Source organism: Paenibacillus sp. AR247 (assembly GCF_002968895.1).
Lineage (GTDB): Bacteria > Bacillota > Bacilli > Paenibacillales > Paenibacillaceae > Paenibacillus_AQ > Paenibacillus_AQ favisporus.
The window spans coordinates 410,567-433,360 of the sequence record NZ_PCZT01000009.1 but is presented as its reverse complement, the minus strand read 5'-3'; the positions used below and the strand labels follow the sequence as shown (position 1 = coordinate 433,360).

The 22,794-nt window shown below is 45.9% G+C and carries 19 protein-coding genes and 4 pseudogenes; 6 read left to right on the top strand and 17 right to left on the bottom strand.

Annotated elements, in window-relative coordinates; genetic code table 11:
* From CPT76_RS09965 to CPT76_RS09915, 12 genes and pseudogenes are all read right to left on the bottom strand, one after another.
* A partial coding sequence (locus CPT76_RS09965; protein WP_146116288.1) for a DUF993 family protein occupies nt 1-352 on the bottom strand: 352 nt, incomplete at its 3' end.
* Between the two features lie 197 nt (nt 353-549).
* Nucleotides 550-1,700: pseudogene (locus CPT76_RS09960) on the bottom strand (Gfo/Idh/MocA family protein).
* A gap of 259 nt (nt 1,701-1,959) precedes the next feature.
* The gene (locus CPT76_RS39325) at nt 1,960-2,190 is read right to left on the bottom strand and encodes a helix-turn-helix domain-containing protein (protein ID WP_258168254.1); all 231 of its coding nucleotides are present in this window, start codon (nt 2,188-2,190) and stop codon (nt 1,960-1,962) included.
* A 44-nt stretch (nt 2,191-2,234) separates the two neighbouring features.
* Nucleotides 2,235-2,789 carry an AraC family ligand binding domain-containing protein gene (locus tag CPT76_RS09955; RefSeq protein ID WP_258168614.1) on the bottom strand — a complete coding sequence of 185 codons (555 nt, stop codon included), beginning with the start codon at nt 2,787-2,789 and terminating at the stop codon, nt 2,235-2,237.
* 250 nt (nt 2,790-3,039) lie between these two features.
* Nucleotides 3,040-3,675 (bottom strand): TVP38/TMEM64 family protein, encoded by a 636-nt coding sequence (locus CPT76_RS09950; RefSeq protein ID WP_105442806.1) that lies wholly within the window; start codon nt 3,673-3,675, stop codon nt 3,040-3,042.
* The gene (locus CPT76_RS39320; RefSeq protein WP_258168253.1) at nt 3,662-3,823 is read right to left on the bottom strand and encodes a GNAT family N-acetyltransferase; all 162 of its coding nucleotides are present in this window, start codon (nt 3,821-3,823) and stop codon (nt 3,662-3,664) included. Before CPT76_RS39320 ends, CPT76_RS09950 begins: the two co-directional genes overlap by 14 nt.
* A gap of 254 nt (nt 3,824-4,077) precedes the next feature.
* On the bottom strand, nt 4,078-4,806 hold the full coding sequence (locus CPT76_RS09940) for a response regulator transcription factor (RefSeq protein ID WP_105442805.1): 729 nt from the start codon (nt 4,804-4,806) through the stop codon (nt 4,078-4,080).
* A gap of 67 nt (nt 4,807-4,873) precedes the next feature.
* A complete protein-coding gene (gene cydC / locus CPT76_RS09935) occupies nt 4,874-6,604 on the bottom strand; it encodes a thiol reductant ABC exporter subunit CydC (protein ID WP_105442804.1) in 1,731 nt (576 codons plus the stop codon).
* Nucleotides 6,601-8,342 (bottom strand): annotated as a pseudogene (cydD, locus tag CPT76_RS09930) (thiol reductant ABC exporter subunit CydD). The gene cydC and the pseudogene cydD overlap by 4 nt, the downstream one beginning before the upstream one ends.
* A 100-nt stretch (nt 8,343-8,442) precedes the next feature.
* A pseudogene (locus CPT76_RS09925) lies at nt 8,443-9,457 on the bottom strand (cytochrome d ubiquinol oxidase subunit II).
* Nucleotides 9,457-10,778: pseudogene (locus CPT76_RS09920) on the bottom strand (cytochrome ubiquinol oxidase subunit I). Before CPT76_RS09920 ends, CPT76_RS09925 begins: the two co-directional pseudogenes overlap by 1 nt.
* A gap of 494 nt (nt 10,779-11,272) precedes the next feature.
* Nucleotides 11,273-11,803, bottom strand: coding sequence for a TetR/AcrR family transcriptional regulator (locus CPT76_RS09915; protein WP_258168252.1), 531 nt, complete (start codon nt 11,801-11,803; stop codon nt 11,273-11,275).
* 221 nt (nt 11,804-12,024) lie between these two features.
* On the opposite strand from CPT76_RS09915, the gene gap reads away from it, so the two are divergent.
* The 3 genes from gap (at nt 12,025) to CPT76_RS38305 (ending at nt 14,193) form a co-directional block, all read left to right on the top strand.
* The gene (gene gap / locus CPT76_RS09910) at nt 12,025-13,035 is read left to right on the top strand and encodes a type I glyceraldehyde-3-phosphate dehydrogenase (RefSeq protein WP_105442803.1); all 1,011 of its coding nucleotides are present in this window, start codon (nt 12,025-12,027) and stop codon (nt 13,033-13,035) included.
* Nucleotides 13,036-13,211: 176 nt separating this feature from the next.
* Entirely contained in the window at nt 13,212-13,835 is a 624-nt protein-coding gene (locus CPT76_RS38310; protein WP_219845402.1) for an NAD-dependent epimerase/dehydratase family protein, read from the top strand.
* The gene (locus CPT76_RS38305) at nt 13,828-14,193 is read left to right on the top strand and encodes a Rossmann-fold NAD(P)-binding domain-containing protein (protein ID WP_219845401.1); all 366 of its coding nucleotides are present in this window, start codon (nt 13,828-13,830) and stop codon (nt 14,191-14,193) included. Before CPT76_RS38310 ends, CPT76_RS38305 begins: the two co-directional genes overlap by 8 nt.
* 259 nt (nt 14,194-14,452) lie before the next feature.
* Here the strand turns inward: CPT76_RS38305 and CPT76_RS09900 are convergent, their stop codons facing one another.
* The 4 genes from CPT76_RS09900 to CPT76_RS41330 all read right to left on the bottom strand — a co-directional run bounded on the left by CPT76_RS09900 (nt 14,453) and on the right by CPT76_RS41330 (nt 17,470).
* Complete coding sequence (locus CPT76_RS09900; protein WP_181152770.1) at nt 14,453-16,324, bottom strand: heparinase II/III domain-containing protein; 1,872 nt, start codon at nt 16,322-16,324, stop codon at nt 14,453-14,455.
* Nucleotides 16,325-16,391: 67 nt separating this feature from the next.
* On the bottom strand, nt 16,392-16,667 hold the full coding sequence (locus CPT76_RS09895; RefSeq protein ID WP_105442801.1) for an integrase: 276 nt from the start codon (nt 16,665-16,667) through the stop codon (nt 16,392-16,394).
* Nucleotides 16,668-16,746: 79 nt separating this feature from the next.
* Nucleotides 16,747-17,319, bottom strand: a complete 573-nt coding sequence (locus CPT76_RS41335) for an AraC family transcriptional regulator (protein WP_308737553.1) — start codon at nt 17,317-17,319, stop codon at nt 16,747-16,749.
* Nucleotides 17,320-17,347: 28 nt separating this feature from the next.
* A complete protein-coding gene (locus CPT76_RS41330; RefSeq protein WP_308737625.1) occupies nt 17,348-17,470 on the bottom strand; it encodes an AraC family transcriptional regulator N-terminal domain-containing protein in 123 nt (40 codons plus the stop codon).
* Between the two features lie 362 nt (nt 17,471-17,832).
* On the opposite strand from CPT76_RS41330, the gene CPT76_RS09885 reads away from it, so the two are divergent.
* From CPT76_RS09885 to CPT76_RS09875, 3 genes are all read left to right on the top strand, one after another.
* Nucleotides 17,833-18,672, top strand: a complete 840-nt coding sequence (locus CPT76_RS09885; protein ID WP_105442800.1) for an SDR family NAD(P)-dependent oxidoreductase — start codon at nt 17,833-17,835, stop codon at nt 18,670-18,672.
* Nucleotides 18,673-19,025: 353 nt separating this feature from the next.
* On the top strand, nt 19,026-19,808 hold the full coding sequence (locus CPT76_RS09880; RefSeq protein WP_105442799.1) for a phytanoyl-CoA dioxygenase family protein: 783 nt from the start codon (nt 19,026-19,028) through the stop codon (nt 19,806-19,808).
* Between the two features lie 116 nt (nt 19,809-19,924).
* Nucleotides 19,925-20,842, top strand: a complete 918-nt coding sequence (locus CPT76_RS09875) for an AraC family transcriptional regulator (protein ID WP_181152769.1) — start codon at nt 19,925-19,927, stop codon at nt 20,840-20,842.
* 287 nt (nt 20,843-21,129) lie between these two features.
* Here the strand turns inward: CPT76_RS09875 and CPT76_RS09870 are convergent, their stop codons facing one another.
* Nucleotides 21,130-22,191: a DUF4037 domain-containing protein gene (locus CPT76_RS09870; RefSeq protein WP_105442797.1), complete on the bottom strand. Its 1,062-nt coding sequence runs from the start codon at nt 22,189-22,191 to the stop codon at nt 21,130-21,132.
* Nucleotides 22,192-22,794 lie beyond the last annotated feature (603 nt).

Here is a 22,794-nt window from a genome sequence, read left to right as displayed (position 1 = left end):
GCGCCGCAGGCGATTTGCCACCGACCGAGCGCGCTTCCGCGATCGAAGCGCGGATAAGCTCCTTCGAGCGGTTCCAGTCGAGGCCCATGCCGCGCTGCGCGGTATCCATCGCTTCCGCCACGGCCAGACCGAGCGACCACAAATGGTGCCGGTAGGCGAGCGTCGAGTTCCAATCAATCTGCGAATGATGCAGCGGATCTGCGTCCGCAAACGGATCGCAGACGACATGGGCGGCCGAGAAGGCGATGCGGCCCGTAAACGGCTTGGCCGGCACGGAGAACGAGCCTGCTTTGCCCGGTGTATACTCATACAACACTCCCCCTGCACGGGAGAGGAGCAACGATTTGGCCATCTGTATTCCCCTCCTTAAGAGGTAATTAAAAAATCGACTTTTGATCACGAAGTATAGCTATGAAGCTTACTCGACGTCGAATCTTGAATTCAGCCGGGCCTTCCGCTACTCACGTAGGCTCACCTACGCTGCGTTGCTCAGTCCCTAGCTTCATCCAACCTTCTCGGTGCTGAAAAGCCGATTTTTTAGTATTTATTTTACAGGCTCAGCTTCGGCACGTCGATCCAGCGGCGTTCCTGCCACGACTGCAAGCTGAGATCGGCAAGCTGGGTGCCCTTCGCGCCTTCGAGCAAATCCCACGGAAACGGCGTGCCGATGACGACATGCTTCAAGAAAAGTTCCCATTGCACCTTGAACGCGTTGTCGTATGATGCGTTGTCCGGCACCTCCACCCATTGGTCACGGAACTGGAACGGATTCGGAATGTCCGGATTCCATACCGGCTTCGGCGTATTGACCCGATGCTGCGTCTTGCAGTCCCGCAAACCTGCCACGGCGCTGCCTTCGGTGCCGTCGACCGTAACCGTGAGCAGATCGTCGCGGTCTACGCGCACTGCCCAGGACGAGTTGGCCTGCACGATAATGCCGCCTTCCAGCTCAAATATGGCGTACGCCGCATCGTCCGCCGTGCAATCGTACGGAACGCCCTGCTCATCCAGACGTTTCGGGATATGTGTAGCGGCAAGACAGGAAACAGCCTTCACTTCCCCGAACAAATTCTCGAGAACATAGCGCCAGTGTGCAAACATGTCGACGATAATGCCGCCGCCGTCTTCCTTGCGGTAGTTCCACGATGGCCTCTGACCCTGCTGCCAGTCGCCCTCGAACACCCAATAGCCGAATTCCATCCGCACGGACAGGATACGCCCGAAGAAGCCAGAGTCGTTTAAGCGTTTCAGCTTGAGCAATCCTGGCAAAAACAGCTTGTCTTGCACGACGCCGTTTCTTACCCCGGATTCAGCGGCGATGCGGGCCAGTTCAAGCGCCCCTTCCAAATCGATGGCCGTCGGCTTCTCGCAATAAATATGCTTTCCCGCGGCGATCGCCTGCTTGATGCTTTCGGCGCGGCGCACCGTCGTCTGGCTGTCGAAATAGATTTCATAGTACGGATCGGCGAGGCATGCTTCAAGATCGGTACTCCAACGTTCGACGCCGTGGGCGGCGGCCAGCGCCTGCAGCTTGCTCTCCTGCCGTCCGACCAGAATCGGGTCGGGCATGATGACGTCGCCGTCCGGTAGCGCGACGCCCCCTTGCTTGCGAATCGCAAGAATTGAACGGCCAAATGCTGGTTGGTTCCCATCCGTCCGGTAACGCCGTTCATAATAATGCCGATGTTGCGAACTGCCATCGTTCATCGCTCCCTTCGCTTCGTATAATCGTATTGTAGTCGATGCGAAACCGCTTTTCTTACGATTACGGGAACACGATTCTCAATTTTGGAAGCGAATTATTCGAGCGAAAAACAAAATCCCCGCCGACGTTTAGCCGATGGGGGATGAAGGGGAAAATATGTTTCAATCAATCGGCCGGTCGTCCTTTGATCGTTATCTTGTTCGTTTGATCGCACATTTGTGCGCTCGCTGTCCATTTGACGGAAGGATCCCTGCCTACTCTGCATGCTCGGGCGCGTTCAGCTCCCGGTACGTTTTTGGTGACAGCTTGGCGACAGCTTTGAACGATCGGTAAAACGTAGACACGGAATCGTAGCCGACCTCGAAGCAGATGGAAATAATGTCCTTACCCGTTTCCACCAGCAACTTCTGGGCGACGCGGATGCGTACCTCGGTCAAATATTGCATTGGTGTCATGTTGTACCGTTCCTTGAAGATGTTGTTCACGTGCCGCGTGCTGATGTCCAGCTTGGAAGCGATGTCCCCCGCAGTCAGCGGATCAAAATCTTCGAATCGATATAGCTGCGAATTTTCTCGGCACGCAGCTTGTTGGAGCTGGAGACCGCTCCGGCGGCCTCCGTTCCGGCCGATCGAACCAGCAAGAGCAGCAACTGAGACAGCTGGACTTTGAGCGAAAGCCGGACGAGCGGCGACAGCTCCCTGGACTGCTCGAACAGCATTTTCCTCAGCAGCTGACGCAGTTCGCTCGCAGCAAACAATCCCGGCTTCATCAGGCAGGAGGCCGGAAAGTAGGCGTGGAGCAGCTGCTCCCTCATATCCGGATCGAGCACTGCCTCGTCAAACGCCAACACTAACAAGGTCAGCCTGAAGTCGGACATGACGGAGTGGACGGAATACGGAACGATCAGCGCCGTATCGTCGACCGTCAACTTCCGTACTTCACCCTCTAGCCGGATCGTACCTTCCCCTTCCAGCACAAATAGCAGCTGGTGCGTCTGGTGATAGTGCTCGGACACGAGATGCCCGCCCCGATGTTTCTGCTCGTATAAGTCTATCGCATTCCTGGACAAGTCGATCCATTTCATCGTCACGGCGAAGCCCCCGTTTTTTTGAGCGTTTACATTTAAAGCCATTTTAGCGCGATCGGCGGTTTCGATACAACCTTTTAGAATAAGTGAAGCTGACATGAACATTTATCGTTTGAACAAAAATAGCCGCAGTTACGCTGCTAATAAGGGTGTATGTTCTTGTCGTCTTACATGACCAAATCAATCTGACAACATACCCTTTCATTGTTCGAATATTTATAATCTAACTCAAAGTTCTCTCCCCGCTTTATTCCATAGTGTTCGAAGGCTCGGATGCCACAGCTGACGAGGACGTAAAATAGGCCTGCAGCCTCCGGTTCAACCATATGGAAACCGCAATAAACAACGCCACTCCGATTAACTTGACGGGCTGGGCAAAAAAATCGGACAGATGCATTCCGATATAGGAAACGCAGAATACCATGACACCTTTGCCTAGAGTTACGGCTGCCGCAAAGGAAACTGTCGGCATTCGCGTTAATCCTGCGGCCATGTTTATGACTACGAACGGTCCTATCGGGAGCATGCTTAAGAGAAAAACGAAGCTAAACCCGTTCCTCTGCGCCCATACCATGGCCATCCGTACTTTTGGTCTGACCGCCCAGCGTTGAATAAATGGTGTATCCGACGCTTTGCGAAAAAGCCAAAACGTAAGAAAACTGCCCGTTACAAGGCCGATCCACGAATATAAAAAACCCAGCCACAATCCATAGATGGCGGCATTGGCGCCGACAATCATGATAGTAGGCAGTGGCGGAACGAAAGACTTTAGAAAAGTTAGCAGAATGCCGGGCAGTGGCCCCAGCGAGCGGAAACGCTCCAAAAGGAGTTCGATGTTTTGCTCCGTAAAATACTCCATTATGCTGATCTCAGCGCCTAACATAGAATGTGTTTCCCCCTATAACTCCAAGTGATTTCATTATAACCCTATATTTTTGATAGATGCTATTAGATGTGGGATTTGCTAAGTCCGTATATAAGACGCACTTAGTAAACCCTTTATCCAATGCAAGTTGGCTTATTTGCGCCACAATTGAAGTAGCGTAACCCTTCCTGCGCTCATATGGAGGGGTCTATACAAATGCCACGCCAATAGCCGTCTGCATTTCCCTTGTATATCCTGCCATAGAAACGGGTATCCCGTTGTCCTCTAAAATATAGAGCTTTTTTTGATGCTATTCGGTAGAGGTAATCTTAAATGAGAATTCTTATCAACCACGGTTAACCATACATGTCCTTGTCTTTTTCGGCAAACATTTTCAATGCATTTTTGATATCCCGAAAATTAAATTTGTTTGAACATATACCCATGTCCCCATAATGTACGAATCCATCCATTTCCTTCCGGGTAATAGGAGAATAGCTTATCACGCAGGCGTTTAATGTGGGTATCTACTGTACGCCGGTCATAAATCTCTCTGTGCGATGACTTCCAAATTTCAGTATGCAATACTTCACGAGAATATACTTTTTCTTGATGTGTGATCAGGAAATAGAGCAGATCATATTCTTTCGGAGTCAGATGAACCTCATTTTGTTTCACCATAACACGGCGTGATGAAGGATAAAGCACAATTTCACCAATCTTGAAAGCGTTATTTAGCAAATCTTCAGAAACATAGGGATTGGGAGAATATACACGGGTTATCATGTTTTGGATACGAAGCACAATTTCCCTTGGGCTAAATGGCTTGATGACGTAATCGTCTGCTCCCGCTTCAAAACCTTCAATGCGGTCCTTTTCTTCCGATCGCCCAGTTAACAACAGAATCGGAATATCAGGTTGTATCTGTTTCATACACTTGCAAACCTCAATCCCATTCATGTCAGGCAGTAACCAATCCAGCACGATCAAATCATAATTTGCGTGTTTCTCACCATATCTTTGGATGGCTTGTGTACCATTCGGTGCTTCTTCGACTATGAATCCTTCGAACTCCAAATACATTCGTAGAATGTTGCGAATGCGTGTCTCGTCATCAACTAGTAAAACTCTTCTATGGTTTGTCATCATTTTCAATCGCCCTCCTACGTCCTGAGTGAACCGAACCAACCGATTAGCTTACAGGAGCTCAAGCGTTTTAAACTCCAGATTCACCAATCATCTGTAGTTCAATCTGTTTCAACTTATAAAAGTATCCCTTCTGTTCCATCAATTCCGTAAATGAGCCGATCTCCACAATTTCGCCCTGCTCCATGACGACAATCTGATCCATCTTCTCTAGACCGGTGAGGCGATGACAAATGAGAAGAAGTGTATCTCCGCTCGCTTGCTCGTACAATTGCTTTAGAACGCGTTGCTCGGTTACATAGTCCAGAGAAGACGTTGGTTCGTCCAGCAACCATAGTTGTCCTTTGCGTAGCATGGCTCGTGCTAAGGCAAGACGCTGTTTTTCTCCATCGGATAAGTTTTCACCTTTCTCATAGACCACCTGGTTTAGCGAAACATTTGGTAATTGGGCTTTAGCAAGTACCTCCATTAGCTCATCGTCAGAATGTTCATCTGCTTTTTCCAACAGATTTTCACGAAGCGTCCCTTTGAAAAAATGGCTTTGTTGCAACACTACATTTGTCAATTCCCAGATGTTTGCCTCCTCCAATTCGTTAATCAAGACTTTGTTTATGCGTATATTCCCCGATGTTGTTGTTCGCAGTTTGAGCAACAACTCGATTAACGTAGATTTTCCTGACCCGCTCGGCCCCACAATCGCTGTTTTAGAACCTGCAGCAAGATGTAGTGAGAAATTCATTAGTGCTGGCCTCCACTCTCCCTCATATTGAAAAGAAGCGTTGCTTATTTCAATGGATACAGGTAAATCGGTTGGCAAAGACTCAGACTTACTTAATCGCAATGTTGTAGCTTGAGATGGTATTGTTTCCGTCAGCCGATTGGCTGCATGTTCGCTATCTTGCTTATATGCAGGTAATACGGCCAAAGCAGCTGCCTCTTCAAAAACGGTTTGCGTGGCCATGACCAGCATGGCAAGAAATACGCCAGCAAGTCTTCCGTCCAGAATCAAATAGGCACTGAGCGTCAGCACACCCCAAGCAATCAAAAATGTAACAAAAACATGCATGGATTGTCCCAGTAACAATTGGACAGCAGCTCGTTGCTGTTCAGCTGCCAATGAAGCTGAATAGCGCTGAAGCTGCTCCTCACGCTGTGCCAACTGCCCATAAATCTTTAAGTCCCGAAATCCATACAGTGTTTCAGTGATTTCCGTGGACAGTTTCGATCGCTGCTCGCGGACGCGCTCATGTATTTTTCGTTGTCCCAACAGAACGATTCCAGGCACGACCAGCGAAGTCATCAACATTCCCAATACCAGCAAACCAGCAATCCAGAAGGAATAGGAAGCTGTAAAAAGCACCGTTGCCAAAAACACCATAATTACAATAAGCGGCGGATATGCAACGCGCAGAAAGTAGTGTTGTAAACTTTCTACATCTCCAACGATCCGTGCAAGTAAGTCCCCACTTCGATTTTTATTCAGTATTCCAGGTGTCAAAGGGATGAGCTTAGCAAAAAAGGAAGTTCGCAAACGGCTGAGGATGGAGAACGTCGCCCGGTGGGTATACAATCGTTCTCCATAACGGCTCACCGACCGGAGAAAACCAAGAAATTTCACAAGGGATGTAAGGATAATCAATGTATAGAGCGGTGGCGCAAATACCGTTTGAGAAATCAGATAGCCACTTGCGGAAAAGAGAGCTACACCGGCTATTCCAGCAATAAACCCTCCTATTATCGAAAAGATAATATCCTTCCGCTCTTGAAACATTGCTTTCGAAAACATAGCCAGCTCACTCATGCTAATTCTCCTTTTTGTTGAACAGCGACCATTTCAGCATATTGGGGCAAGCGTGTCAGAAGCTCCTCGTGACACCCTGAATCCACGATTGATCCATGGTCAACAAACAAGATGTTGGTGGCATGTTGAATCGTATATAAACGATGCGCCACAGTAATCATGGTAGACGTTTTCGACAATGTGGAAATGGAACGTTGCAGTATGCTTTCGGTGTGCAAATCGAGCCCTACTGTAGGCTCATCGAACAATATGATGGCAGGTCGCTTCAAAAATGCGCGTGCCAAGGCCAGACGTTGCTTTTCACCACCAGATAGTCCACGTCCGCCCTCGCCAACGAATGTATCAAATCCCTTATCCAATTGTGCTGCAACCGCTGTAAGTCCGGCTTCTTCTGCCGCCTTCTCGATTTCTGCCCTAGAAACGTCCCTACCTGCACCGATCGCAATATTTTCTGCGAATGTACCTGCAAAAATGTAAGGGTGCTGTGTGATGTAGCTGACATGTTTAAACCATACTTCTTCATGTTCATGAAAGAGTGGGTTTCCATTAACCAGAATGATCCCCGAATCCGGTTTCAGCAAACCGGCAATAAGATGAAGCAGTGTCGTTTTACCGGCTCCACTCTTACCAACAATGGCAATGTTGTCCCCCGATTTAAGAAACACATTTCCCGAGTGGAATTCAAATGAATCTGGAGCATATTGAAATCGTACATTTTTCAGTTCTATCGAAGGGGGTACTGAAAGTGGCTTTGCATGGGACAATTGAAAATTTGGCATCCGATCGTTACCATCGCTTACATGCGCTTCTACCCTATTCTTCTCAAGCATACTCTCAACCTTACGGATCGCTCCCATGCTTGTCCGCCCGCTATGGAAAGCGGTGCCTGTATTTTTTAAGAGATTATAAAATTCTGGAACGAGTAACAGAACGAGTAAAGCAGTGTGAAACGCCATTGATTTGAAAACAACCAACTGAATGGCCAACTCAAGGGCGATAACACCGATACTAAGCATCACAATAGATTCCAACATGAACGTATTCATGAATGCGATTTTCAAAATATCCATAGTTGTATCCCGATAGTTGAGACTACTGCGCTCTATCTCCTGTTGCTGACGCTGAGTTCGCCCGAATATTTTCAATGTAACCAACCCTTGAAGGGAATCCAAAAACGTACCGGAAAAGTTGGCCAGCTGCGCATATTTTTCTTCCGATTTATTTTTCGTCTTTAGCCCCACCAAGATCATGAATATCGGAATAAACGGAGCCGTAAACATCATGATCCAACCTGAATTGGCATGTTGAGTAAATGTTACGATCAGGATTAGAATGGGAATTATCATGGCTTCCACCATTTTCGGGATGTACTGACTGAAATAACTATCCGCCTCATCTACTGCATCCAATGCTACGCTGACCCGCTCTCCCGTCTGTCCCTGAAGACTTAAACCCATGGAAACACGGGTCAAGTTGTGCAAAACAGATTCTCGCATGTTGGCTTTGCAGTGGCAGCCATATGGAGACCAATTCTTCCATTGACAAATGAAAACAATGTACGTAAAGCCATCATCGCCAAAAGCATGCCAAGGATCATAGCCTCGGATGAGAAAGAGGCTTTTTCCACGAAGATACGCTGGATGGCTTCTGCAAGCAATGCAGCCTGACCAACAATGGCTGTACCAAGTGCAAAGGATATGATGCCAAGAAGAACAAGATATTTTCGTTGTGCAGACATGTGTTGAGCAATGAGGTTTTTATTTCTCTTCACGTAAAAACTCTCCTCCTTCCGGAAAGTGGCCTTGAGGGAATATTCCCGTAAGAAACAATGTACTATTCTATTTGTTTCCTTTCACATAATCCGCATCAAACAGAAAAAGCCTGAAGACCAAGATTAATGAAGGAACTAAGAGACACATACCACCGATAAACGCCACAACCAGTGCGAATCCCATAGACGAAGAGGTGACACTACTTTGAATGGTGATGTATGGATCAAGAATGTAAGGATATTGCCCAATGCCGTAAGCAAAAAAAGACACTGAAGAATTGCAGCATGATGCATATAAACGCCATCCCGTAACGGCCTCCTCGGTATAATAACCACATGGCAATCATGAAAAAGGCAACGGAGAGCGCGAGTAGCCACCATAAATCCATCATATTTTGGAAATGCCGCTCATTGTGTTGACCCAAAAAAATAAATGCTGTCAGTGCGATAACGATTGTAGGCGTGCTCCAAAAAAGCGCATAGGTTCGCATCAATTTCAATGCTGCATGATCTTCAGCACGCGAAGCGTAAAAAGCCAGAAAAGCAGCGCTAATGAATAAAACAGATACGATGGCCAGTCCAACGATGCTCCAAGACAGTGGACTGCTTAAGAGTGCCCAGTAATCCAACGAGGCCGTCTCACCTTGTTTCAAGATAAATCCGCCTTCAGATAATGTCAGCGCCACTGACAAAGAGGCAGGAATAAGCACTCCGGTTGCTCCATACAGAAACAGATAAACCATATTATTTTTGGAGCCATAATTTTCAAATGCATAGAATGAACCGCGTATAGCGAGCAAAATGACCGCAAGACTTCCTGGAACAAGCATGGCTGATCCATAATAATAGGAGGTTTCGGGGAAAAAACCGATCATGCCAATGTAGAAAAAAACGAAAAATACATTCGTGATTTCCCAAACTGGCGATAAGTAACGAGAAATCAGTTTGTTGATTACATGGTCCTGTTTGGTTAAACGAGCATAAAAGGCAAAGAAACCTGCGCCAAAATCAATGGAAGCGATGATGATATATCCGTACAAAAACAACCAGAGCACTGAAATTCCAATCAATTCGTAATTCATCATGCGTGCTCACCCTTCAATGTTGATTTGTCGCTTGCATGCTGCGTCCACGTCTCCATCTCAACTTCCGCCGGATTATTATTGAACATGCGACGAAGCACAAGAACACTAACGGTTCCCAATACGATGTATAGTAGAAGGAAAAAGAAAAAAAGGATCCTGACGCTTGGGGATGTCGTAGCCGCTTCCTCTACTCGCATATATCCTCGGATAATCCAAGGTTGCCTGCCGAGTTCTGCGTAAAACCACCCCAGTTCAACTCCTAAAAAAGCAAGCGGTGCTCCTAATGCAATCATTCGCAGCAACCACTTGTTGAGTTCGTTACGCTTTTTCCAGATTACAAACAGAAAATACAGCAGCGAAATTCCCAATAATGTGAATCCGATTCCTGCCATCAAGTCGAACAAATAATGAACAAGGAGCGGTGGACGTTCATCCGTCGGAAACTCTTCGAGCCCTATCACTTTCGCATTAAAGTTTCCAAAGGCCAGGAAGCTGAGAAATTTCGGAAGATGAAGCGCCCCAATGATTTCATGCTCAGCGTTAAGCCATCCCAATAAAACCAGGTCCGCACCGTTTTCAGTCTCGAAATGCCATTCTGCAGCGGCCAGCTTCTCCGGCTGATGCTCGGCCAAAAACTTGGCGGATACGTCCCCGGCTAACGTGTTGAGCAATCCGAACAGGAGGACGACGCCCATCATCAGCTTCAAAGCTTTTTGTGGTATGCTGAAACCCCTTTTCGAAGTATTGCAAATGCTGCAACACCTGCCAGCAGAGCAGCTCCTGTTAAATAGGCCGAACTTAATACATGAAACACCTTGGAGAATGTTGCCGTACTCAGCATTGCTTGAACAGGGTCAACGGCTGTGAATTGTCCTCCTTCAAACGTAAATCCCCCAGGTTGATTCATAAATCCGTTTACTGTCGTGATAAATACTGCTGACATCCCTGCACCGATGACAACAGGAATCGTTAGTAACCAATGCATCATCGGGTTTTTAAACCGTTCCCACGTGTACAGGTAAATCCCTAGGAAAATGGCTTCAAAAAAGAAGGCGAACACTTCCATAAACAATGGGAGCGCAATAACATTTCCCGCAAGTTTCATGAAATTGGGCCATACCAAGGAGAGTTGTAACGAAATTGCTGTTCCTGTGACTACGCCTACTGCAACAGAGATAACGAACCCTCGTGACCACCTCTTTGCCATTAGAATATAGTGAAGATCTTTCTTACGAATACCGATAAACTCGGCGAGTGAAATCATTAATGGAATACCCACGCCAAGTGTCGCGAAAATAGCGTGGAATCCTAGTGTCATTCCAGTCACGAGTTTACTCCATAGCACCGTATCGATTCCCATATTAACTGCCTCCCTTCAACACTGTTCCTGTACACAAAATGAAAAAAATAAAACATCAGGTTTTGACGTTAAACTTTACGACCTTCGGGGGCCGACAGAATGCTTTGCTCCTTCGTGAATAAAAAGAGAACTTTTTCACATAGTAAGTTGGCATTTCCCCAAATTTGTGAGAAATGCAGTTGAAATATTAAAAAACCTGATATTTAAAATTTATTATATATTCGACGTTTAGCCTTGCAATCGTGGTCACACCTTCTCCTCTAAACGTTCAAGTAAAGATCAATTCTTTCTCACAACTCCGTGAAAAATATAAAAACCACCCGTTTGGGCTATTGCATAAGACAGCTGCCCAGCTCCATTCCGATGTGCCAGTACACCAGATTAACAGGTCTTTAAGCAGCATTGCTGCAAATAGGACGAGTAAGATTTTTGTATTCATTAGCATGTGCTTGTTATCTCCATCCAACTTGCTGAGTAAAATCCCTCCCTCCAACAAGGAAAATAGCAAATGATGCTATCGCATCCACATCCAGATCCTCCCTAAACTCCCCAGCTTGAATGCCGTCACGAATAATACTTTTCATCATATCCAAGATGGCATGCATCCCTTGCCTTGCCTGACCACAAAGCTCCAAATGAGTATCGTCACTTTCTACAGCTGTATTCTGCATGGGACATCCGCCAATAAATGGGGGATCGTTGACGACATTCTCATAGACACGAAAAAAAGCAACCAACTTTCCTGACGCAGACTGCTCTCGATCAACCGCTTCAGAAAATTTACTGGCGACCATACTGGAAGCATAATTGTAGGCTTCAAGCGCTATCTCGTCTTTACTGGCAAAATGTCGATAGATGCCCCCCTTCTGAATTCCTGTGTCGGCAATAATATCGTTTAGCGATGTACCGGCATAACCTCTCTGGTTAAAAATTTCAGCCGATTTCATAATGATGTGTTCCCGTGTTCTGTCCCCTTTTTTCATGAGCTCCTCCGTATGAACCGTATTTTATTTCATTTGTTTAAAACGAATTATCCAATTCGTCCTTGCAATTCACTAATATCATGCTAATATAAAAAATACCGATCGGTCTCTTTTCGCATTATACAACAAGCCATTCTAGAATGAAATAGCGCTGGGTCATTTTCATTTCATTGCAGGCATTGGCTCGTTGGAATAAATAAAACTTATAGGGGGATTTTTCAGTGACTGTAAAAGTAGGTATAAACGGTTTTGGACGAATCGGACGACTCGCTTTTCGCCGAATTCAAGATGTGGAAGGCGTCGAGGTTGTAGCGATTAACGACCTTACGAACGCTACAATGTTAGCTCATCTGCTCAAATATGATACGACGCAAGGCACTTTTCACGGTGACATTGAAGTCCATGACGGAGCCTTCAAAGTAAACGGCAAAGAGGTTAAGGTTCTGGCTAAGCGGAATCCTGAAGAGCTTCCTTGGGGAGAGCTTGGCGTTGATATTGTTCTCGAATGTACAGGCTTCTTCACCACGAAAGAAAAGGCCGAGCTTCACCTGAAAGGCGGAGCGAAGAAAGTCGTCATTTCTGCCCCTGCTACAGGCGACATGAAAACAATCGTATACAACGTGAACCATGACACACTGGATGGAACGGAAACCGTCATTTCCGGCGCTTCCTGCACAACCAACTGCCTGGCCCCTATGGCTAAAGCTCTGCACGACAAGTTTGGTATCCAATCCGGGCTGATGACGACCGTTCACGCTTACACGGGTAACCAAAACACGCTTGACGCTCCGGATCCAAAAGGCGATTTCCGAGCTGCGCGCGCCTCAGCGGAGAACATCGTCCCCTACTCCACCGGTGCCGCAAAAGCCATTGGCCTGGTTCTTCCGGAACTGAAGGGCAAACTGGATGGGGCATCTCAACGTGTACCTGTACCAACAGGTTCCGTGACTGAACTCGTTGCCGTTTTGAATACCAAGGTAACGGTTGAGCAAGTTAACGCTGCTATGAAACAAGCTTCCGATCCAGAAACTTTCGGATACACGGAAGACGAAATTGTATCTTCCGATATCAAAGGCATCACATTCGGTTCGCTCTTCGACGCCACGCAGACGAAAGTTCTGACCGTCGGTGACCAGCAATTGGTGAAAACCGTAGCTTGGTACGATAACGAAATGTCTTATACAGCCCAATTGGTTCGTACGCTGGAGCACTTCGCTAAGATCGCTAGATAAATAACCAAAAGATGGAAAGAAGGAAAATTCTATGAAAGATGCACTCCACAATACGATGATCGATTGTTCGGCATTAGTCTGGTTTTGACGGGAGGCGCGTCGGTTGACGCTGTACCATCAATCCGTGGCGGCGCCATGCGGTCTATCCTGAACTCCGAACCGAAAGGAAGAACACAATGAAAATACTCGTCACGGGAGGCACCGGCCTGCTCGGCGGCCGCCTGATCCCGAAGCTCGTGGAGGATGGTCACCAGATATTCGCCCTCACACGCTCTATATCATCTCACGCCAAACTCAAGGCCATGGGTGCGACGCCGGTCGATGCCGATCTCGAAAGCAGCACGCCAATCGTGTTACCGATGATCGATGCGGTTGTACATGCTGCCGCCCTTTTCCGCTTTTCAGGGCCTCGCGAACCCTTCTTCCGTACCAACATTGATGGCACCGCAGCCTTGCTGAAGGCAGCCGAGTCCGCCTGTGCGAAGACATTCGTCTACATCAGCGCGGCGGGGATCCACATGGATAACGGCGGTACGCTCATCCGCGACGCCGATGAAAGCGCGCCGACATTCCCGGACCACTTCTCTGCCTACCTAGCGAGCAAGGCACGGGCCGATTCATTGGTTCTGGCAGCCAACAAACCCGGCTTTCGCACAATCGCGCTTCGCCCACCGGCTATCTGGGGGCCTGGTGATCCGTTTAGCCGAGCGCTTCCCGAAGCAGTCGGGTCTGGACAGTTCGCGTTCATCGACCGCGGCGATTACCCTTTTTTCAACCTGCCATGTGGACAATGTGATTGAAGCCATTCAATGCGCTCTTGAACGCGGAGAAGGCGGCCATGCCTTCTTCATCAAAGACCAGGAAGGGCAGACTTTCCGTGAGTTCGTCGCCTCGCTTGCGAACTTGCAGGGCCTGTCTATCGATAAGCTGCGCTCGATGCCCCACTGGCTCGCCTCTGCCATTGGCCAGCTGTTCGACACGATCTGGGCCGTCACGCGGAAAGACGGCGATCCGCCGATCTCACGCTCGATGATACGCATGATTGGGCGTGAGTTCACCATCAACGATGCCGCTGCACGTCGAGAGTTGGGCTATGTCGGAAGAACTTTGCGCGATGCTGGCTTGCAAAGCTATGAGGAACCATCTGCTCGACGATAGGGCTTTGGTGGGCAAACGACGGCAATCGATGGTAAGTTGTTCTCTGCACTGGCTCTTTTGGCCAATTTGGTAGGCGGCGTCTGACGAAGATGAGCACTACAGGATCATCAAAAAGCCTACTAGCGTAATAAAAAATGGAGCATATCAGACGGTGATATGCTCCTCTATTGTTTAACTAAAGTCTCCGTTAGTTTAGTGATTACTTCATTTCGCCCTCATTGAGCTTAGTTTCCCTGCTCATCATTTTAGCATAACGCCACTATCTGCTAATCCTGATTACACACTCACCCTGCGCGGCGGGTTTAATGGCTGTAAGCTTAATCCGATACAAGGCATCCCCCCATATCTCTCTCATGATTTCGTCCTCGAGTAAAATTTTCTCTACTGAGTACGCATACATTTCGCTATCATATTGTATTTTTACCCTATTGTAATTTTTATCTTGAAGGATAATATTCCCAATTTCTTGGGTTTGAGGAGGGTGAGGCGTGATTAGAATTTGTGTGATATCATCCGTCACTTGATTTAGAAGAAAATTGTCACTGATTTCAATATTCGGGGACAAATCACGATAGAAATTAACTGATCGTATCCAGCTTTTTATTCCGGCGAACCCTGGGTAGGCTCCCGCGAGATTCATTGATAACGATGTAACGTTATCATTCAGGTTATACTCGACTTCATCGGCCCTAAATTGTCTTCCGTCCTGTTGCTGAACGCCATTTACAATAGGGAGATTGTGATATCCTGATTGCATCGCCCATAGGGTATACCGCTCCGAGAAAAACGATTTAGATGTATAGGTCAATAATCCAGGATCAATGATCATCGGAGAGCCATTACAATATACAATGAATTGTCCAATGTCATTGTGATTATGGCTTTCACCGTTATGCCCGCCCTTGGCAGCCAGGAATAGCCCTTTGGACGAACCCTCCTGCTCTCGTGCCACCATGATTTGAATGCTGTCAAACCATGCATCTCGAATATAAGGAGATTCTCCGGAATATTGCTCTACTTCCGTATAATTAAATAAAGCCGGCAAAAGGCGAAACATGGATGAAAACTCTAAGCGGGTCCCTTCTTCCCGCTTCATTCTCTGGAACCTTGCTCCAAGCTCACACAACCTCGAATCTCCAATACGGCGTCCATATCGATATGTAAGTTCCGCGGGGATATGGACTTGTGCCTGGCTGTCAGCAAAGTTGACAAAATACGAGTCATCGATAAAAGCTTTGTAAATATAGCATCCTATTTGCCTAATTTGAGGTTCTTGGTAAACATCAATTTTACCGCCGGAAACGCCGTGAAGCAGTTCCAGACTATCAAAAATCGTTCCTCCGGCATACATCCAATACTTCGGACCTTCCTCACAACCGCCGTCTGAAGGGAGTCTATGTAGATACATATCTAAGCTTCTCATCGCCTTGACCACCGCTGCTTCTCGTCGATTGGGGTCGTCTTCCAACAGCAAAAACGCCGCTAAGCAGTTTGAATTACACCATGAATTCCAATTGTTCAGCATCTTCTCCTGATTGAAACCCAACCACCAAAAATCATTCCGCTGTAAATAAGGATCAAGAATCCTCCTTTTCACCTCGTACTGTATACGCTCGCTTACCATAATGCTTATTCCATCCAATTTGGTTTTCAGCAGATAATAAGTCCATGCAAGCAGCGCGGCCGTCTCGGCAGAGAATAATTCAATAATCTGATCCGATATGTCTGGAAGTGGATCCTGCCTCTTCATCATATAACCGTGACCAGGGATTCCCCAGAATGTTTCTTCACATATACACCATATTCCATTTATGACATCATCCATAAAACGTCCCTGATTTTCAAAACATTCGGCGATGACTAAAGAAGACAGCACCTCTCTTCTTTTCCACGAAGCATTGTCAAAATCGACCCGATTACCCGTTCTGCTATAATCCATATATTGAGTGGCAGTTATAGTAGGCCATGCATAATGAAGCTTACTTGTGGCTTCATTGATCCAAAAAGACCTAAGATTCAATGGTAGCTGTTTCCATTGATTTCGGTCTTCGATTGTAGGAAACGGTCGGTAATTATTCCGGTTAAGCAAACACTTTCCAAGATTGTCATCAATAAATCGCTCTGCTAACATGAACATCAACCTCTTCCCAATATATCAATTATGAAAGCCTTTTACATTAGCCCAATAAAGATACTTGTTATACCGGTGCATACCCATAACTTTCGTTCACGAATTTATCATCCACTCTAAAAATAAACCGAATTCGATGGCCTAGGCTGCTTGGCTTTAACTGGTCTGCTTGTTTTGACAAGTATTCCTTCAGCATCGCTAACGGTATTCCCATTATAACCAGGCCGCCTAGCTCCAACATCAACATTTTATGCTGAAGAGAGTATGCTTTTAATGTTTTTGGACTAAATCCTTGAATACGTTTGTCAGCTTCATACAACTTCCATAACTCACTCAAGTACATAAACAAAACCTCCCTTTAAATATGAAAGGTCCCGAGCAGTGCGAACAAGCTCTGGACCTAAGTTTAATCAACTGATCTTTTAACTAGTAGACAAATTAGTTGTGGACTGCATCCGTAAAATATCGGTAGTCGGAGGACACCCAAATAATCGGGCATATTCGCGACTGAATTGAGAAGGACTTTCGTAGCCGACATGAAATGCGACATCTGCGACGTTGTATTTATCAGTTATTAAAAGTCGCCGCCCTTCTTGTAACCGCAGCTGTTTCTGATATTGAACGGGTGTCATCGCAGTGACTTGCTTGAAATGTCGATACAGAGATGAAGTACTCATATTGGCGATCTGCGCTAATTCATTAATGCGTAAAGGTTTGTCAAAGTTTGTTTTAATCCGTTCTACGACCTCTGCAATCGTTGCAAAATGACTACCAGATGTAGCAATTTGCTTGAAAACATCCCCCTCCTTTTCAGTAAGTAACCTATATATGATTTCCTTAATTATTAATGGTGCTAGCGCTAAAATATCTTTTGGAGTATCCAATAGTCTTACTAGCCGAATCACTGCATCAAGAAGATTCATGTTCATTTTACCAACAAATAAACTTCTCGGATAATGCTCTATGCTTTCTGGTAACAGATGGGTCTCCTTCATGATTTCAAAAATCTCTCCTGCATCAAGATCAAGCCTGATTTGACAAAAAGGGAGCTTCCGACGAAGGTTTGATCACCTGCCCCGATATAGGCACGTCTAAAGACACAGCTAAATAATCGCTAACCCCGTATTTGTAACTTTCATTGCCCAGAATGATTATTTTTCACCTTGGGCAACAATGCATAAGGAGGGCTTTTGAATCCTACATATTGGGACCATTGCTTTGGAGTCTTGGATGAGATGGAGTGAAGGAATTAGGGTTTTATGGTCCCCCATCTTTTCCTGTAAACTTTTTGATGAGTCCCGCTAACTCTTGTTGTTGCAAAGCGATTTCGGTCACACGGAACACCTCTGCTCTAAAATGATGTCTCTCATGCTTTTAAATATAAAGTAAAGCATTGTGTTTGTTAATAGTATGACAAGAATAGGCATAATGTTGAAAGTTTTCTTATACAGGTCAAAGCAGGTGCTGATACATAATAAACACATCTTAAATGAAAGGATGAGATATCATTGCTGGATCAAAAGGTATGGTATGTTACAGGGGCTTCGAAAGGTCTTGGACTTGCTCTTGTAAAAAAGTTGTTAAGTAACAATTACCGGGTCGCTGCTACATCAAGAAACTTAGAGGAGCTGAAACGAGCTGTTGGCCAGGTCCCAGAGGGTCGTTTTTTGCCACTGCAAGTGGATCTGAAAAGTTCCGAGTCTATTGATCAATCCGTGAAATTGGCATACGAATTTTTCGGTCAAATTGATGTAGCGGTCAATAACGCCGGATACGGTATTGGAGGAGCAATAGAGGAGCTTTCCAAACAAGAGATCATGTCAAACTTCGAAGTTAATGTGTTTGGCAGTATTTACGTGATTCAAAGTGTTTTACCCTACATGAGGGCGAAACGCTATGGCCACATCATTAATATTTCATCCATCGCTGGAGTTGCTCCACACACGGGATGGAGTATTTATGCTGCCACAAAGTCGGCTATTATTGGGATGTCTGATGTGTTAGCCCAGGATGTTAGATCTATGGGCATTAATGTAACGGTTGTTGCGCCGGGGGGTTTTAGAACTGAGTTTAACTCAGCCGAATCTCTTGTTGTCGCGGATTATAAAATAGCGGATTATTTTCCTCTCCACGAAGGTATTAAACAATTTGCAGCAAATCATGGCAAGCAACTTGGTGATCCGGAAAAGGCTGCTGAAGTTTTTATCGAGCTGGTAGAATCCAACAATCCACCGACCTGCTTATTTTTAGGATCCGACGCATACCAGCGGGCAACCGAAAAATATAACAAGCTGCTTGAAGATATGCAGGCAAATAAGAAAATAAGTGAACGAACGGATAGTAACTAATCTTCGTTATCAATAACTGTTGTAGTCATTGATTGGTTGACGCTCATTTAATGAGCGTTTTTTTTCTGCTTGCACATGTAGCTAGTTTCATACGTTATTGGAGCTTATCCAGATCGCTGGAACGGGCAGTCGGAAATAAAATGGGTATGGTAAATAAGCATCGAATCAGAAGATGGCGGCGTTTCAATCGGCTCATCCCAGATGTACGGCTATACATCAGATTCAGGTGATTCTTACATTTTCACTTTGATAAATAACCTTACTGTATTGTAGAAAAAACCAGAATTAATACATATTCCTCTGGTAATGTTTATCTAAGATGACCACCCTATACGTTGGAAGGAGTTATCGCGATGGATGTACGGTTACCGCAAAGCAAAATTGATTTCTATCAGGAGAATGGTTTCGTTGAAATCGAGAATGCCCTAACGGAAGAAGAAATGAATGAATTATCCGAGTTTTTGGAGGAAGCCATGACACAGGAAAGTAATCATTCGGTAGCCACCTCTGTCAAAGGCGGAAGCTACTACAAGGTATTAAACCAGAAGGTAAACCTTTGGCGCGATCATGGCGGCATGAGCCGTTACACATTTCACCCGAAGCTGGCTAAGATGGCAATGAAGCTAAGCGGCGCGAGCGGCATTCGCGTCTTCCATGACCACGGATTGTGGAAAATGCCACAGGATTCCAAGCCGACGGCCTGGCATCAGGATTTTCCGTATTGGCCGATGACCGCACCCGGCGCCTTATCTGTCTGGATTCCAATGCATGATGTCGACGAACACAACGGCTGCATGATGTTTGTTCCGGGCTCCCATAAGGTGGGCACGCTGCGGGGGATTGACTTAGCGAACCCACAGGATCTATATGATCAGATCAGGGGAACAGAGCTGGAGAAGACTAAGCCGGTGAAGGTCCCATTGAAACGAGGCAGCTGCACGTTCCACGATGGTCTCACCTTCCACTTCGCGCACGCGAATCAAAGCGACGAACCAAGGCGTGTATTGGCAATCATTTACATGCCGGACGGGACCATTTACAGCGGCAAAAGCCACCTAGTAACAGAACATGCAGGTCTTGAGGGAGGGCAACCGTTCGGCGGAGGTTTATTTCCTTTGGTCGCCAAACAGTCATAGACACGAAAGCGGGCGGGTCATTCGATCCAGCCCGCCTTTTCTGTCTTACCCGTTTGCCTGCAAAGCGTTATAATTTAGTTATGATTAGTCCTATGTCAAATATTGGAGATGATCACATGACACGAATGGACAGCGGAAAGTTCCTAGAAAGCCGTGATTTCCTGTTTCATGCCGCTCCCTACCGATTCAGCTCGGGAGAGATCGTCCCCTCCCATTCGCATGACTTCATCGAGCTTGCTTACGTTGCCCAAGGACAAGGAGAGCATTACTATAAGGGAGAGTACTACAATATTGCGGAAGGCGACGTTTTCATGATCGAGCCGGATGAGGAGCATGCTTATCGAGCGGGCAATGCGCATCTCCCGGTCGTATATAACGTGCTCTTTCAACCCGAGTTGTTACGGCGCGAATTGGAGCCGCTCGCCGATGTCGCCTCCTTCGTTGACTTCTTCTACTTGGAACCCTTTCTTCGAAAGACATTACGTTTTCAAGGGCATCTCCGATTGAAGCCTTATGAACAGATCGAAATGGAATCCCTTCTCCATCGCTTGATTCTCGATTTCAAAGAGAAGAAGCTTGGATATCGTATTTTGACGAAGACGCGCCTGATTGAACTTTTTATTTTTTTGAGCCGCTGCCATCACGACCGGAAGCATTCCCCCCTGCAGGAATTATCGTCTGACGAGAAGGTCATCCTGCACATCAGCGAGTTTATTCGCAAGCATTACGCACAGCCGTTAACGCTTGCTCAGGTCAGCGAGATGTGCCGGATGAGTCAGACCGGATTCTCAACCAAATTTAAGCAATATATCGGCAAGACATTCACTGAATTCCGCAACGAAACACGCATTCGAGTGGCGAAGCAACTGCTGGAGCAGTCCGATCGCAAAATTATGGAAGTTGCCCAAGATGTCGGCTACGAGGACTTAAGTTTCTTCAATAAAATGTTTAAAAATATGGTTGGGTTCTCACCCAGCCAATACCGCAATGCAGCCACAACAGCTACACATGCTTCTAACTCTCCACCATCATAAGCAACGTCATCGATTGGCCATATGGCATCGGGCAAGTTTTGTTCTGCTTATAATATTCAACGGAATCAGCGACCAACGTGCCATCCAAAACTTCTCGCACAGTGCTGTAAGGGGATTCTGTAAAGCACAGCCTGCAGCGCCTCATCCCGGCTCTTTATATTTCCTAGCTGCTTTTGAATGCGTAAAAAAAGCAGCCGACCAAAAAGCCGGCTGCCCTTAAATGTCTTCATTGATCTATTGTACCCGTTAGTTTAACGGTCACCGTGTGGAAGCCTTTTGGATTTAAATTACAAACCGGGCTTAAATAGTTTTTTCAAAGCTTTTCTTGCGTATACTCCTTCTCCCTCAGACCACTTATTCATGTTCCTGAAATCTGTGTTGTCTGTGATCTGGTCAATGTTACCAATCAAGCGTTTTTTGGATAACTGCCGAATGTCTGTATCGACAATTTGATTTGCGATGAGGCAAGCAATATCTCCACCGCTCATTACTTTAAAAGGACGATCAAAAAAGTATGAAACTTCATCAGGAATCTTTTCAGTGATCTTTAGTCCGTTGTGCATATTTGATAGATGTTTGTAAGCATTATTCAAAGCACATTCGCGTTCTCTCCATGTAACTGCCGTTTGAGCAGTCCAAAGGTAAGGAAGTATTTGATCAGAACATTTCAAACGTTTAAATGCAGTACCAAACCATTTTGGATAAGGTGCATATTGACGCTCCATGAGAAAGCAGAGATTTATAATATCACGGACAAGGCGAGAAGCAATAATAGCTGAGCCAAGTTCGTCCCCTATAAAACCCGAACGATGCATCAGATGTTCTTCTTGACCGATTCGCTGCCAATTGGATGCCATAAGGTATAACCAAATATCATGAGGGTAATATTCGAATCGTTTGCGTAACGTGGAAAGTTGACCGTTATCGTCCCTATAAACTTCCCCCCGTGTTATTTCGAGAAGTGACTGCGAAGGAAAGGTTAGCCAATCTACAGGTTCTAATCGTTCAATTTTATTTACAGCCAGGTAACTTTCGATGAACCTCGGCACCGTGGTAATTACGCTCCTCCCAATATCTACGGGAAAGCCATAGAACCGTTCTGGAGCTCGTTCTTGCAGAGTTGATTGTATGTGTTCGGAATACCCGATATCTAGTTGGTTAAGAAAAAGATATACCCGGGGAACCCAATCGTGATCAGTCGACATTTCCGTATCATATCCGAGCACTTCGCTACCGGGACCGATTAGAGCCGATGAATAGGACAAGAAAGAGTAATTGTCCGTCATTACAGGCTCAACAATTTCCATATGAAATCGACGGCATAATTCTATTCCTTTTATAAAAGACATTCCCCATTCCTCCAAGTCCATCAACAACAACTAACATTTTCAAGCTCAATCATCATTATTTCAACATAATCTGGATGCAATGTATAGTTAAAAAAACATTATAGTAGAACTATCCTACCCGTTAGAGCTTAATGAGCCTTCTTAAGAGCTAAAACGGCTGGATCGTGATGTCTTGACTATTATGTAGTCAAACAATGCCTATGGAAAAAGCCAACTCATTTATCTGAGTTGGCTTTTTCCATAGTTCCCGAATTGAGTAATAGTAGTGAATATAGTCTCGAATGATCTGTTCAACGATGGCCGTCTTTGTGCATGTTAATTCTTCGCTTTTAATAGCCATGACCTTCCCCTTTAATTTAGCTATCCTAATCGATTATCAGAAGGATGGAGATTACGTCGAATAAGTTGCTCAATTTTATCTATCTCAATTTCATACGAGTAAAAAAAATTCAGAATAGTATCACAATATTGGAACGATCCAGCCCGTTAGCGGAACGAATTTCTGCTAATCCATAATCATGTCAATGACTTGTTTCGCAAACGCAGCATAGGGTTTGATAAGATCAGGACTTCGATCAATAGCCCACCTGAGGTTGTCGAAAG